This window comes from [Leptolyngbya] sp. PCC 7376 (assembly GCF_000316605.1).
In the GTDB taxonomy this organism is placed as follows: domain Bacteria; phylum Cyanobacteriota; class Cyanobacteriia; order Cyanobacteriales; family MRBY01; genus MRBY01.
This window is the reverse complement of the sequence record NC_019683.1, coordinates 4,043,835-4,057,744: the sequence shown is the minus strand read 5'-3', so window position 1 is coordinate 4,057,744 and position 13,910 is coordinate 4,043,835. Positions and strand designations below refer to the sequence as shown.

Genomic DNA, 13,910 nt, shown 5'->3' with positions numbered 1-13,910 from the left:
TAGTCTCATGAACTTTAGTGGCTATCAAAATCATCGGTAAGTTCATCAAGGCGGTCATTCGTAGATGAGTTGAGACGGATGAGCTGATAGCTAACGGTATTAGAAATCGGCGTTGGTGAAATGAGAGAGGAGGAGTAAGCTGTCAAATAAAAAATGAACTGTCCTGAATGCCATTCAGAGCATATCTGCAAAAACGGCTTTCGTCATGGCAAGCAAAATCATGAGAAAGGTTTAGAAATCGCTCGACAGAAATTTGATGCTAGTGGTTTAACTCAGGAGAAATTGGCTGAAGAAATCGATATCCAAAGTCGGGACACGATCTCCAAGTTTTTTAATCAGAAAAGTATCAGCCGTACAAATTTTGTCGTGATTTGTAAGGTTCTTCAGATTTCACTGGAAGAGGTGATGCAGACTGAAAGCTCTGTCGCTACAGGAAAAGCAGGTCAGGCGAAATCTAAGCAAAAGAAGATTCAAACAGTAGCCGAAGATATATGTCCTTACGTCTGGCTAGAGGCTTTTACTCAGGATACGGCGCAATTTTTTAAAGGGCGTGATGTTTTTGTATAGCGACTGCTCGACCAGTTAGATAAGTCTAATTTTGTGCCCGTAATCGGTGCGTCGGGTAGTGGAAAATCGTCTTTGGTGCGGGCAGGACTTATTCCACTCCTGAAAAATCAGGGGAATATTCAGATCTTGCCACCCATTAAACCGGGAGATTCGCCTTTAGATCCGATGAATGAAATCAGTCGGACATTGATGCAACTATGCCCCAAGACAAGGCTGAAACAAAAGATTTGTACGAAGATTTCAGGGGGCAATTTGGCGGCAGCGGTTGAGTTGCTAAAGCTGGAACAGAAATTATTGTTGGTGGTAGACCAGTTTGAGGAAGTATTTACGGTTTGCCCTGAGGCAAAAGAAGCTGAACGCAAGGCTTTTATTGATCTGTTGGTGGGCGCTGCTGAGCTGGAAGATTCGCCTCTAAAAGTCGTCACGACAATGCGGGCCGATTTCTTTCAAAATTGCTTAGATTATCAGAGCTTAGGGGAAATCTTGCAGAAGCATCAGGTACTCTTGCTACCGATGGAGCCAGAGGAACTAGAAACGGCAATCATAGCTCCGGCAACGATAGCGGGTTATGGGTTTGAGGCAGGGCTAAAGGAACTTATCCTACGGGATGTGCAACAGGAAAAGAATTTCTTGCCGTTGTTGGAGTTTGCCCTAACGCAACTATGGGATAGGCAACAGGAAAGAACTTTTACATTAGCGGCCTATACCGATGAGATTGGTGGGGTGAAAGGGGCGCTGGATGTCCATGCGGAGTCTGTTTATGGGGAGTTGGAATCAGAGGAGCAGGATTGGCGAAGCGGATTTTTTGAAGTTGGTGCGGACTGGCCAAGGGACACAGGATACCCGGCAGCGACAGCTTAAGGTTGATCTGTTGGCTTTGGCGACGGGGGATGAGCAAGACAATCTAGGGGAATTATTGGATTTCTTGGTGAGTAAGGATAGTCGGCTGCTAGTTGCTGGAGGGAAAGAAGAGGTGTGGGTGGATCTGGCCCATGAAGCATTGCTAGAGGGCTGGCAACGGTTTGCGGAATGGCGGTCTGAAGATCGGCAATGGCGGCGGCTGGCGGATTGGGTGGAGGATGCCCATAGGGAATGGCTAGGGAAAGGAAAAAATGAGGATTATTTCTTGCCGAATGGCTTGATGCTGGAGGTGCGGGCAGACTGGGAAAGCATTAAAGGCTATAGCAGGCAAGGAGTGGGTTAAGACAGAATAGGATAGAAGCAATAAACATAGATGCCATGCCTGCTCCCCATAGTCTTGATTTACGCCTAAAAGCTGTTGCCGCCTTCGATAAAGGTGAACGAAAAAGTGATATCTGTCGCTTCTTTGGTATTAGCCGAAATACGCTAGACCTGTGGCTGAAACGACGAGAGAAAATCGGTTCAGTCGCTCCGAAGACAGATTACCGTCGAGGCCCTCAACCGAAGATTAATGATCTAGATGCTTTTCGTGCTTTTGCAGAGGAATATGGGCATCTAACCCAGAAGGAAATGGCGGAGAAATGGCCAGAGTCTATTAGTGATGCATCCAGACGTGAAGCTCTACGGAAAATTGAATTTACTCGAAAAAAAAGACCTATCGATATCAAGAGAGAGATAAAGAATTAGAAAAAGCATTTGTGGCACAACTGAAGCAGTATGGCCAAGAACGACTCGTATATATCGATGAAAGTGGATTTGATAATACCTTAGATTATGGGTATGGCTACTGCCATAAGTCAGAGAGGTTTATCGCAGAGAAGTTAGGTCATCGTACAGAACGAGTTAGCGTGATTGGAGGATGGCGAGAGGGAGAGGCAGATAGCACCGATGGTATTTGAGGGCTATGCCAACAGCGCCTTAGTTTGCCAATGGGTAGAGGATTGCTTAGTGCCAGAGTTGATTCCGGGTCAAATTATTATTCTGGATAATGCCAGTGTTCATCCAAAGGAAAGAATACAAACATTGGTGGCGAAGGCAGGATGTGAAGTGATATTTTTGCCACCCTACTCACCACACCTGAACAAGATAGAGAAGTTTTGGGGGAGGTTAAAGAAGGAGGTAAGTAAGCTCATCAAGAAGACTGAGGATTTGTTCGATGCCATCAGAATAGCCTTCTGTTCTATGTCCTAACCTTCTCCTTCGCTGCTATATTTAACGATAGAAGCCCAGGATTATTATCAACTCAGTGAGGAGAGTGCCACCGAAAAAGTTGCATTCATTGAACAGAACCTCGCTGAAATCAAGCTGCGGGAAGAGGCAATGCAGGTTTTGAATCTTTTGCCTACGCGTCCGGTGCAGGGGTCGATGGAGTCGATTCGTTGTGCAGGGGAAAACCTAGAGAAGATTACGACGAAAAGAGAGTTTCAAGTAAGTAATGCTATAGCAAAATGGAGTGAGTCGTTTCCTTGGAAGTCTCGCTATGACAATTCACTGTCCCCAATGTAATGCTCAAGACATCATCAAAAGTGGATTCGCTAAAAATCGTCAACGATTTAAGTGTAAGCAGTGCAATTATCAATTTACAAGCTTTTCTAAAGAGCGGGGCAAGCCTCTCTGGATGAAATTAGAAGCTGTATTGATGTATATGAGTGGTATGTCAATGAATGCGACAGCCAAGATTCTCGGTGTATCAGCTCAATCAGTGCTCAATTGGGTAAGAGATTCCGGTGAAGCCAATTATGAAAAGCCCACTCCTGAGTCTGCTGTCGTGGTGGAGCTAGATGAGCTATGGCATTTTATCCAAGAGAAAAAAACAAACTTTGGGTCTGGAAAGCATATGACCGTAATACTGGGCGACTCATTGACTGGGAATTGGGAAGTCGTGATAGTCGAACTTTAGGTCATTTACTAGAGCGGTTATCACAATGGCAAATCACTGTCTATTGCACCGATAATTGGAAACCCTATCAACAGCTATTAGAGAATCACCCAGATGCTTTTCATGTCATTAGCAAGAAAGAGACAATAGCAATTGAGAGAAACAACTCAGACAATCGCCATTGGTTTGCTCGGTTTCATCGCAGGACGAAGGTCGTCTCTAAATCAAAACACATGGTGGACTTGAGCATGGCACTGTTTGCGAAATTTAGAGTGAATGGAAGTATTGAGCTACTGCGCAATTGGCGTTTAACATTACTCTCTTGAAACTCTCGACGAAAAAACAAAAACTGCTGACGCCCATACAGGGTCTGCTACGCAGCTCAGTGGAGCTAAGCCGTGAGATCCAATGCTTGCAGGGCTATGGGGGTATGGTATGGTCAGTGGCATTTAGCCCGGATGGAGAGCGCATCGCTGCCGGAGACGATGCGCTCTCCATCCGGCTGTGGCGGGGAGGCAGTTGGCAAGAGGCTCTGGCGGTATGTTGCAATCGGTTGCGTCACCACCATGTTTTTAATCCGCCGCAGGGTGAGCTGGCGCGGGAGGCTTGTGAAGTTTGCCGGAAGTATGTGTGGTCTTCTCAAGTTCCCCCTTTCTCAAGGCAGGGCTGTTTCATTCTAAAGAAGAAGTAAGAGAATGAGAGTAAAGAAGAAGTTGGTGTCAAAAAATGGGCGAAAGTTTGCTGGAGGCATTGAATCGTATTGAAGACCCAAGAGAAGCATCAGGACGAAGATACTCACTGCCTCTAATCTTGTTAATTATCATCATGGCAGGTATGAGAGACGAGTGGGGATATCGAGGTATTGGACGCTTTATCGAACGACATCGTCGTGAACTGATTAAGACGCTGCAGATTCCTCAAGCCCGTGTGCCCTCCTATTCAACTGTTCGGCGAGTAATGATGGAGTTAGATTTTGAGTAGGTAGCCAAAGTATTTAATCAGTGGGCAAGGCAGCATGTAAGAAAAGGGGATGTAGTGGCAGGGGATGGTAAATCTCTTAAGAATACAGTGGAGAACTATGACATCATCAGCATGATTATGTGATTACAGTCAAAGGTAATCAGAAAAAGTTGTATCAAGTTCTTATTGACTATTGTCTGGAGCATGAACCACTCGCCAAAACTGAATCAAAGGATATTGATCATGGTCGTCAGGAGAAACGGTGGGTGGAAGTTTGGTCTCTACCGACATTTTTCACAACGCAATGGTGTGATGTCCAGTCTGTTGTGCGAGTAACTCGTTGGGGTTGCAGACAAAACAAAGACTATGACAATCAAATGTTCTACATCACATCACTATCACCCCAGGGGCAGAAGTTAAGCCGGGTGATTCGTCAACATTGGCAAATTGAGAACAACTTGCATTGGGTCAAGGATGTCATCTTCCAAGAAGACCAAGCACAACAGACACGAGGTAATGCTCCGCAGAATTTTGCTATCTTCCGTAGCTGGGTGATTTCGCTATTGCGATTACATGGTTATCACTCCATGACGGAAGCCATGGCGATGATTTCTCATAAACTACCTCTCTTACTGTCTTTTTGTACTTCTTAGCCTTTTTCTCGACAGAATGAAACAGCCCTGCTCCTTGGAGGTGAACTTTTCACCAAACTAACTAAACTCTGCATTATCAATCTTTTCGATATTGTAAATTTTGCGATTATCCGTCACTGTTCCAGTCGAAGAACTTGTTGCTGTGTCGCTATCCGCCGCTGCTGCCGACAAACCCAATAACTCAAAATTATTTTTAGCGAGCTTATCCAACTGATTCCCGAAATGCTCCCGCAACCCCTCAATGGTTTCGTAGGGCGTTTTGTAATGCTTGAGTTCGTTGAGCTTATCCTCAAATGCCCAGAGACTTTTTAGCTCATCCCGATCCCTACTGGTAGACGGCTTGACATATGTGAAAATAAACGGCTTTTTATTTTCGGTAAACGAACCAAACGCCTTCTCAAATTCCTCAGCGGTATATTTGCCAACCTTATTCCACGCGAGCAGCACAAAAATATCACAGTCCTGAATCGCTTTGTTATATTCACTCTGAAGACCCGTCGCCGACATCGCATCCAGAAAATCTTCCCAAATATCAAGATGTAAGAAAATCCCATCATCAAAGCGTTTCTTACATTCCCGATAAATAAAAATCTCGAACTGCTCCCGATCTGACCTTAGCTCAGACGAAGATGCGAGGAAAATCTTAATCTTTTGCATACTCGTTTCAACTGCTACCTAGTCGTCATTCTAGCGATAGATTTCAACCGCAGATTTATCCCCGAAAAAGTCACATTGTTCAGGCGATCGCCCAAACTTCAAGAAAGATTTAAGACAAGCGTAGAGTGTCGGTTTATGATCAACCGTAGGTATTTATGTTTAATGTGTCGTTATGGTGCTTCAAGTCCAGATTGGTGAGCAGAAACTAGAGCAGGAGCAACTGCTGTCACTCTTGGCGCAATATCAACTTCTCCCTCGTTTAGCGCAGGAAATGATCATCGATCAGGCGATCGCCAGCACACCGGAGATGGACTGTAGCCAAGAAGAAGTCCAAGGCGCGGTTAATGCATTGATGCAGCAACGCCAAATTAAATCTGAAGAAGAACTGAAAACTTGGCTCAAAAAAAATGGCCTCACAATTGAACAATTACCGGCGATCGCCTCACGCCCACTTCTTCTCGAAAAATTCAAACAATTACGCTGGGGGGATAACTTAGAATCGTATTTTGTCGAACGAAAAAGTAAACTCGATCGCGTTATTTATTCCCTAATTCGTACCGATGATCCCGGTGTTGCCCAAGAACTTTATTTCCGCATTCTTGATGACCCCAGCGTAATGCCAGAGATTGCACGCCAATATTCTAAAGGCGCAGAGGCACAAACCGGTGGACTTGTTGGCCCTGTGGAAATGAGCGTTCCTCACCCAGCGATGATTCAGGTTCTTTCATCCTCTAAACCCGGAGAACTCAAGCCCCCTATGAAAATTGGCGAATGGTTTGTGATTTTACGCCTCGAAAAACTCGCACCCGCCAAATTAGATGATGCAACAAAAAAACGATTAGTAAATGAGCAATTTGAACAATGGCTAAATCAGCAAGTACAAGAACAAATACTCATCGAACATTTAGAATAATCTAGCGATTTTTTAACGGATCTTTAGTCTTATCCACCCATTTCTTTTTATCATTATTTAAATACCGAGATTTGCCTGCAATATGAAGCTCAATTACCAAGAATTTCTGAGTCAGACGGCTCCTTTTAATCATTTACCAGCCGCCACACTAGAGGCACTCAGCAATAAGGTAACGGCGTTCCGCTATCGCATGGGACAGCCCATCATGCAGCGCGGAAAATTGCTCCATCAAGTCTCGATTATTTATCAAGGGCAAGTGCGCGTTCTCGGTTATGAACCCCGCACCCAAGCACCAACCACTTTGAAACTGATGAGTCCGGGTGGGGTGATCGGTTGGGTTAATGCGGTGCGGGGTGTTGCTTGCGAAACGGCGATCGCCTCTACCGAAGCCATTTGTCTAAATATCACTAGCCAAGAATTTTTGCAGTTGCTGCAAGAGTCTCCAGAACTTAAAGAAGAATTCTATGACCGCTGCTCGATCACCGAAACATTTGATTTGCTCGGCTATTACTTTTCCCAAAAAGCCAAGGTAAACGGCAATCTCAAAGATATTGTCCATGCCGCAATGGCAGAGGCTCAGGTCTGCAATTTGCCGCCGGGTTATTACGCCGAAAATAGCGCTGAGCAAAAAATCCTCCGTAAATCTGACAAGCTTTGGTTTGTAAGTGGTGGCGGGAGTCTGATGTCCTGCCCGCCCCGAACTCAGCTCGATTTTGAGCAAACAGAAAATTTAGAAGTGAAGGGCATTCAACCCGCACGATTGATTGGTTTTCCAGAAACGGCCTGGACGCACATTATTGAACAACAAAAATCTGAACCAACAGAGCCACCTTTACCGATTGATGTCATTCCCGACCCGTTTGCTGATACACCACCACCAAATGGCAACGGTAATGTCACAGTGATGGATGCTCCCGACGACAAAGAAGAGGAAGAAGAAATCCCTTATGCTCCTGTGGAAATTGTGGGGTTAACGCCAGAGCAATCCGCAGAAGAACGACGCACAAGACGTTATCCACTCATTAAAGCTAAAGGGGAAGATGGGGTGGCGATCGCCTGTTTTCAGATGTTGGCGCAATATTTTGAGATGCGGTTTAAAGGTGATGTGATCCGGCGGGTGGTCGGAGATCAAATCCAACGATATGGGGGATTGTCATTACCGATTTGCGGCGCAATTTCCGAGTTGATGGGACTGAATGCCCAACTCATTAAAATTCCGATTCAGACAGTGACACGCTTGACTGTGCCCGTGATGGTGAAATGGCGGGACAGTTTGGCGATTATTTATGAAGTGGGCGATCGCGAAATCATTGTGGCGGCTCCTGATATCGGTCTCGTCAAACGTACACCCCAAGACTTTATCGAAGGCTGGGGCGATGAACAGGGTCAAGTGGAAGTGCTCCTCCTGAAAAAAGGGAAATACACCCCCGAAGAACGATTTGGCCTGAACTGGTTTATCCCGTCGATCAAAAAATATAAATGGGTGTTGATTGAAGTATTAATTGCTTCTTTCCTCTTCCAGATGTTGGCCCTCGCGAACCCGTTGATCATTCAGCAGATTATCGATAAAGTCATTTCCCAACAAAGCGCTGACACCCTACAGGTTTATGGATCGCTGCTTCTGATTTTTGCGATCGCCGAAGGAATTTTAGGGTTTGTGCGAACAAGTTTATTTGTGGACACCACGAACCGTATCGATATGACCCTCGGCTCGGAAATTATCGATCATCTGTTCCGACTGCCACTGCAATACTTTGAGAGACGGCCTGTCGGTGAAATTTCGACAAGGGTAGGTGAACTCGAAAAAATTCGCTCATTTTTAACCGGTACAGCCCTTACCGTTGTGCTTGATGCCGTTTTCTCAGTGGTCTATATCTTTGTAATGCTCTGGTATAGCCCACTTCTGACGGCGGTATCTCTCGCGGTGATCCCCGTCTTTATTGTCACTACCCTGATTTTCTCCCCAATTATCCGTAAACAGCTCCGCACTAAAGCCGAGAAAAATGCCAAGAGCCAGTCCTATCTCGTCGAAGTAATGACGGGTGTCCAAACCGTTAAAGCACAAAATATTGAACTGCGATCACGCTGGAAATGGCAAGAGAAATATGCGAGTTACGTATCCGCTGGTTTTAATACCGTGGTCACCTCTACCGCCTCCAGCTCCATCAGTAATTTCTTGAATAAACTGTCGGGTTTGTTGGTGCTATGGGTCGGAACATCCTTGGTTCTAAAAGGCCCCGAAGATGGCATTACCCTCGGACAACTGATCGCCTTCCGAATTATTGCGGGTTATGTGACCTCGCCAATTTTGCGTCTGACTCAGCTCTGGCAAAACTTCCAAGACACGGCTATTTCCCTTGAGCGTTTGGCTGATATCGTTGACCATCCCCAAGAAGGTGAAGAAGACCGCGACAATATCCCAATGCCTTTAGTTAAGGGTGAGGTGATTTATGAAAATATCAGCTTCCGATTTAAAAAGCATGGCCCCCTAAATCTCAATAATGTCAGTCTGATATTTCCGGCAGGAACCTTTGTGGCGATCGTCGGACAGAGTGGTGCAGGTAAAAGTACCCTGACGAAATTATTATCGAGACTCTACGAACCTGAAGCCGGCCGTATCCTAGTCGATGGATACGACGTAAATAAGGTCGAACTCTATTCGTTGCGTCGTCAGGTGGGTGTTGTCCCTCAGGAAACGCTCTTATTTGAAGGAACAGTTCAGGACAATATTGCCCTCACCAATCCAGAGGCAGAGCCTGAAGAAATCGAATACGCAGCGAAAGTTGCCGATGCCCACGACTTCATTATGGAATCTTTGCCCAATGGCTATAACACCCAAGTGGGAGAACGAGGTTCATCTTTATCCGGGGGACAAAAACAGCGGATTGCGATCGCCCGTTCAGTATTGCAGCGACCCCAGATTTTAGTCTTGGACGAAGCAACCAGTGCCTTGGATTACCTCACTGAACGCAAAGTTTGTAATAACCTTAAAGACGCCTTTGACGACACGACAGTCTTTTTTATTACCCACCGTCTTGACACGATTAAAGATGCCGATACGATCATCTTGATGCATGAAGGCTCCCTTGGTGAGCAGGGAACCCATGACGAGCTAATGGCCATGCGCGGTCGATATTACAGCCTTTACCAGCAGCAGACGCGGGGTGGCGGATCGTAACTTGAGAAAAACTTTTTTTTAATTTCTTTTTTTAATATCCAAAATATTTAGATTCCTAGGCGATCGCCCAAACCATGACCCAATCCCCAGCAGACACAAACGGTAAAACCGCTCAGCAAGCTCCGCCCCCACCAGTCCAAGAATTTGACCAACCGGTGGTTCTTCGGCAATCCCCAGTTCTCTCGCGGGCAGTGATCTGGATTATTCTCATCTTTACAGGCGTTTTTGTAAGTTGGGCATATTTTGCGAGGCTCGAACAAGTGGTCTCCGGGGCGGGCAGACTGGAACCCAAGGGCGACGTAAAGGAAGTGCAAGCGCCAGTTAATGGCATCGTCAAAGCCGTCGAGATCGAAGATGGTGACAAAGTTAAAAAAGGTGATCTGCTGCTAACCTTTGACTCTGATGCCGCCCTTGCCAACCAACAATCTCTCCTTGAAATCCAGAATTCTCTCCGTCAAGAGAACCAACTTTACCGCGCCATTATTAGCGATAGCGCAGACATAACAGCTCTCGAAAGTCTGATTATTCAGCTGAATGTGCCAGCCGAGGTTGCGGCTCTCGCACGTAATCGTTTGAGTCTTGTCGGTGAAGCCCAGGTGATTCGTGCGCAACTGGGCTTAAATAGAGGCAATCTCAACGGGAAACAAGCTGCTAGGTTAAATGCTTCTCTACAAGAAATTAATTCCCGGCTTAAAGCCTCGGAATTAGAGCTCCGACAACTTCAAGAATTAGCTGCCCAAAATAAACTACAGATCGGCGATCGCCGCACCCAACTGAAAACGGATCGCGAAGTACTCGAAGATATCCGCGATCGTAACCGAGACTCGATGGCACAAGCAGAAGAAAGCCTACAGATTGACACCGAGATTTTGGAGACTCTCGAGCCTCTCGTCGCAGATGGTGCAGTAGCTCAATTGCAGTTGGAACGGCAACAACAGCAGGTGAATGACCGTACCGAACGGATGATTGACCAAAGAGCGAATGGTGGTATCGAATTACAGCAACAGCAACAGCGAGTCGATAGCCGCATTGCCGAAATCGATCAACTTCTCAAAGAACAACAGCGATTACAACTTGATATTCGTCAGGCAAGGCAAGAACTAGTGAATACGAGCTCAGCATCTGAACGGAACTTACGAGAGCAACTCGATAATGTGGAGCAGCGGTTGGCCCTTGTCGATAGTGAGCTGAATAAAGTGATTGTCGAAAACGAAAAACGACTTTCAGAAATTACAGCGCAACTGATCCAAAACGAAGAGACTTTGGAATATCAAGAGGTGATCGCACCGATTAGTGGTACGGTCTTTGATCTCAAAGCTGGTGAAGGATTTGTTCCTCGCTCTGGTCAGGCTGAACCGCTCCTGAAAATTGTGCCGGATGACGAGCTGGTGGCAGAAGTTTTTGTCACCAATAGCGATATTGGTTTTGTGCGCCAACGGTTTGATGAAGAACTCGCTGGTGGAGACCCAGTCAAAGTTGATGTGCGGATTGATACCTATGCGTTTAACCAATATGGCGATATCGATGGCGAGATTTTAAGTATTGGTTCTGATGCCTTGCCGCCCGATCAAATTTATCCTTATTATCGCTTCCCCATTCGCATCGCACTGGATGAGCAAGATTTGTTGGGTCGCCCGCTTCAGTCAGGAATGTCGGTGAATGTTAATATCAAAATTCGTGAAGATCGCCGCGTTTACAGTGTCTTTACAGATTTGTTTGATCGCCGCGTTGATGACCTCAAGCGATCGCGCTAAGTCAGTTAATAAGTTTGATTATTTGTTCGGGAGCATCATGTTTTCCAAAGAAACCTTATTTGCCATTTCGCTATTTCCCTATTTGGGGTTTCTCTGGTTTTTAACCCGCTCTGGCAAAACACCAAAGCTCGCGCTGATTGGATTTTATGTACTGCTAGTCTTCGTCGGGATCACCATCCCTGCGGGCATCTACGCCAAAAATCAGTATGGCGCAGAGCTAGCTAATATCGATTGGCTCCACGGTAGTGCAGAATCGTTTTTAACGTTATCGAATGTGATGGTGGTGCTGGGCTTTTCTGGGGCGATCGCCAAACTCAAAGCCTCACAATCTGAACAATCTGACGAAGACACATCCTCCTAAATTCCCATCAAATTAGATTTTAAAAACCCCTTCTGGATTTACGGAGAGAATCGGGCGACGGCTCAAACCTTCTTTCTGAATAATTTGGTTCGCAGCAAGTAAGCCGCTACTGGTTGCCCGCTCCATTAAACCGCAAGGGAATGGCATCTTTACCCAATCTCCTGCATACATCAAGTTCGGGATTTCACTTTGAGTTTCGGGGCGATCGCCATAACTATTCGGTGGATAACCAGAGAAATTCTTTTGATTCACCAACTGACGATGTAACACTGTTGCCCCTTTCAGATCAGGCACAATTTCGTATAGTTCACTTTCAAACGTCGCTAAAAGATCGGCTTGTGTCGGGAACTCTTTTTCCTTGTAGCAATAGGCATGTAGCTCAACAACACTGCCGCCAGTCTTTGCCGCCCAGTCTTTAAATTGCGTCTGAATGCGATGGTACAGCGTAATACTGTCCGTGAGCGCATAGCCAGACAGAGACGTAAACCAACTATGCTCCCAATCAAAGTCACGGTCAAACCAGAAACGTCCCACTGCAAACGGATCAGACACCGCAAGGGTATTAATGCGTCGTGTGGCCTCAGTGTGGCGATCGCCAGTCATGCGCGTAAATAAGTGACGAGTCCCCGGCACATCAGCGGCAATGACAAAATAATCCGCCTCTAGAGTTGCTTTTTCTAGATCAGAACTTGGATTGGTCGCCACCAATTGCACTTCATCTGACGTTTTATCTTGTACTTCAAAAGTCGCTAAATCTCTTTGGGCTGGGCCACTGAGCCGCTTACCATCCTTGTCATATCGCGCACCATGACAAGGACAGAGGAAAGACCCATCCGGTTGCCGACCGACAGTACAACCCTGATGAGTACAAGTGAGAGAAATCCCCTCATCGGTCTCCTCATTTACCGCATACATCGTATCGCCAGCACCATAATAAGCCAGGCTATCATCCTCAATCAGCGTATTTTCCTGTACCCAAAATGGAATATCCGTTTGCTCATCACCCTTTTGATAGCTGAGGGATTGCACTTGACCATTTTCACAGTGAATATTTCCTACCGATACATCCGTTAAAATTTGGCCACCTCTAGCTTCAATAGCGCGGGCGATCGGTTGCACCAAACTGGTTCCCATATCGTCCACAGTGCCATTAAACGCAAGACCTTCAGGATTTCCAAAAAAGTAAAAGTGGAAAAATTGCAGTAATTCTCCAGCGCTCAGGGTATCCGGTGCATTGAGGCTAGACTTTGCGAAAGGCAGAAAATAAAGATCATAAAGCCCTTTTGGAAAATCCTTATTCACCCATTCGGCAACGGTAATCGCATCGTAATTTTTAAACGTGCGGGGAATTTTAAAACCTGTAATCGCATGGAAAACTTCAAGGTGTTTTACGTTGGTGAGATTAATGCCCCATTGCAATCGATTTGGCGATGAGATGGCTAGATCAACGATATTCCAAGGGAAGGCTGTATTCGTTGGGCGAAAAACTTCGGGACGATAAGCATCTGGATCTTTAAAGACTAGGGAATAAAAATCGAGAGACTGAAAATTATTTTTGATACTGAGCTCTTCAACCAAACTTTTAAGGTTGTAATACTGCGGGAAGAAGCCATGGAAACCATGCTCCATCATGAACTCATCTTCACCAACATTGATTTTCCAGCTCGCGATCTTACCGCCTAACTGAGGTGCTTTTTCGAGGAGCGTTACCTGAAATCCCCGCTGACTAAGTTCATATGCAGAGGCAAGACCAGCTAAGCCACCACCAACAACAACGACTTTTTTCCCCTTACTGAGGTGCTGGGGTAAATCGAGGGTATCCTGCTGATGAATAGTGGGTTGCGGTGTAGCGAAACGAGAATATCCTGCAACTGATCCAACGGCACCAACTCCGAGTAGTTTTAAAGCTGTACGTCTGGAAATAGGAGGAAGAGAAGGGTTTTCGCTCATGCGTTAAGTCTGGGAGGCGCAGTGGATGTTGACTATTATTAGCGCACTTTCTCAGGAGAAGTTGAGGGATTATGACGGACTGTTAAGCGAACAATACTATCAGTCGTTGTGATATTG

Annotated in this window: 15 protein-coding genes and 2 pseudogenes; 14 read left to right on the top strand and 3 right to left on the bottom strand. The window is 45.9% G+C overall.

Translation table 11 applies throughout. The annotated features are described in order from the left end of the window. Window positions 1-14: 14 nt before the first annotated feature. Window positions 15-146 (bottom strand): hypothetical protein, encoded by a 132-nt coding sequence (locus LEPTO7376_RS28460; RefSeq protein ID WP_264308915.1) that lies wholly within the window; start codon window positions 144-146, stop codon window positions 15-17. Between the two features lie 7 nt (window positions 147-153). Between LEPTO7376_RS28460 and LEPTO7376_RS29220 the strand changes: the two are divergent. The 10 genes and pseudogenes from LEPTO7376_RS29220 to LEPTO7376_RS27835 all read left to right on the top strand — a co-directional run. Beyond that, window positions 154-225: pseudogene (locus LEPTO7376_RS29220) on the top strand (IS1 family transposase); the annotation flags it as partial. A 12-nt stretch (window positions 226-237) separates the two neighbouring features. Then, the gene (locus tag LEPTO7376_RS27860; protein WP_225901227.1) at window positions 238-567 is read left to right on the top strand and encodes a helix-turn-helix transcriptional regulator; all 330 of its coding nucleotides are present in this window, start codon (window positions 238-240) and stop codon (window positions 565-567) included. Between the two features lie 33 nt (window positions 568-600). Beyond that, window positions 601-1,771: pseudogene (locus LEPTO7376_RS23880) on the top strand (hypothetical protein). A 35-nt stretch (window positions 1,772-1,806) separates the two neighbouring features. Continuing rightward, window positions 1,807-2,175: an IS630 transposase-related protein gene (locus LEPTO7376_RS27855; protein WP_041763033.1), complete on the top strand. Its 369-nt coding sequence runs from the start codon at window positions 1,807-1,809 to the stop codon at window positions 2,173-2,175. Between the two features lie 11 nt (window positions 2,176-2,186). Further along, window positions 2,187-2,387, top strand: coding sequence for a hypothetical protein (locus LEPTO7376_RS27850; protein ID WP_051188736.1), 201 nt, complete (start codon window positions 2,187-2,189; stop codon window positions 2,385-2,387). Then, window positions 2,377-2,679, top strand: coding sequence for a transposase (locus tag LEPTO7376_RS27845; RefSeq protein WP_041764549.1), 303 nt, complete (start codon window positions 2,377-2,379; stop codon window positions 2,677-2,679). The genes LEPTO7376_RS27850 and LEPTO7376_RS27845 overlap by 11 nt, the downstream gene beginning before the upstream one ends. Before the next feature lie 289 nt (window positions 2,680-2,968). After that, window positions 2,969-3,693, top strand: a protein-coding gene (locus LEPTO7376_RS25935) for an IS1 family transposase (protein WP_015135572.1) whose coding sequence is annotated in 2 segments (ribosomal slippage) — window positions 2,969-3,296 and window positions 3,296-3,693 — 726 coding nt in all. Because the reading frame shifts where the segments join, the coding sequence is not laid out codon by codon here. Window positions 3,694-3,752: 59 nt separating this feature from the next. Beyond that, window positions 3,753-4,058, top strand: a complete 306-nt coding sequence (locus LEPTO7376_RS29215) for a WD40 repeat domain-containing protein (RefSeq protein WP_398339587.1) — start codon at window positions 3,753-3,755, stop codon at window positions 4,056-4,058. A 35-nt stretch (window positions 4,059-4,093) separates the two neighbouring features. Further along, the gene (locus LEPTO7376_RS27840; protein WP_051188817.1) at window positions 4,094-4,348 is read left to right on the top strand and encodes a transposase family protein; all 255 of its coding nucleotides are present in this window, start codon (window positions 4,094-4,096) and stop codon (window positions 4,346-4,348) included. Between the two features lie 119 nt (window positions 4,349-4,467). Then, the gene (locus LEPTO7376_RS27835; RefSeq protein ID WP_051188816.1) at window positions 4,468-4,980 is read left to right on the top strand and encodes an ISAs1 family transposase; all 513 of its coding nucleotides are present in this window, start codon (window positions 4,468-4,470) and stop codon (window positions 4,978-4,980) included. Between the two features lie 57 nt (window positions 4,981-5,037). On the opposite strand, the gene LEPTO7376_RS18200 is transcribed toward LEPTO7376_RS27835, so the two are convergent. Beyond that, complete coding sequence (locus LEPTO7376_RS18200) at window positions 5,038-5,637, bottom strand: hypothetical protein (protein WP_015135571.1); 600 nt, start codon at window positions 5,635-5,637, stop codon at window positions 5,038-5,040. A 172-nt stretch (window positions 5,638-5,809) separates the two neighbouring features. Between LEPTO7376_RS18200 and LEPTO7376_RS18195 the strand changes: the two genes are divergently transcribed. The 4 genes from LEPTO7376_RS18195 (at window position 5,810) to LEPTO7376_RS18180 (ending at window position 11,843) form a co-directional block, all read left to right on the top strand. Then, window positions 5,810-6,550 (top strand): peptidylprolyl isomerase, encoded by a 741-nt coding sequence (locus LEPTO7376_RS18195; protein ID WP_015135570.1) that lies wholly within the window; start codon window positions 5,810-5,812, stop codon window positions 6,548-6,550. Window positions 6,551-6,632: 82 nt separating this feature from the next. Next, complete coding sequence (locus tag LEPTO7376_RS18190; protein WP_015135569.1) at window positions 6,633-9,728, top strand: peptidase domain-containing ABC transporter; 3,096 nt, start codon at window positions 6,633-6,635, stop codon at window positions 9,726-9,728. A gap of 74 nt (window positions 9,729-9,802) precedes the next feature. Further along, window positions 9,803-11,482: an HlyD family efflux transporter periplasmic adaptor subunit gene (locus tag LEPTO7376_RS18185; protein WP_015135568.1), complete on the top strand. Its 1,680-nt coding sequence runs from the start codon at window positions 9,803-9,805 to the stop codon at window positions 11,480-11,482. Between the two features lie 37 nt (window positions 11,483-11,519). Continuing rightward, window positions 11,520-11,843: a DUF3593 domain-containing protein gene (locus LEPTO7376_RS18180; protein ID WP_015135567.1), complete on the top strand. Its 324-nt coding sequence runs from the start codon at window positions 11,520-11,522 to the stop codon at window positions 11,841-11,843. Window positions 11,844-11,855: 12 nt separating this feature from the next. On the opposite strand, the gene LEPTO7376_RS18175 is transcribed toward LEPTO7376_RS18180, so the two are convergent. After that, on the bottom strand, window positions 11,856-13,793 hold the full coding sequence (locus tag LEPTO7376_RS18175; protein ID WP_015135566.1) for an FAD-dependent oxidoreductase: 1,938 nt from the start codon (window positions 13,791-13,793) through the stop codon (window positions 11,856-11,858). Window positions 13,794-13,910 lie beyond the last annotated feature (117 nt).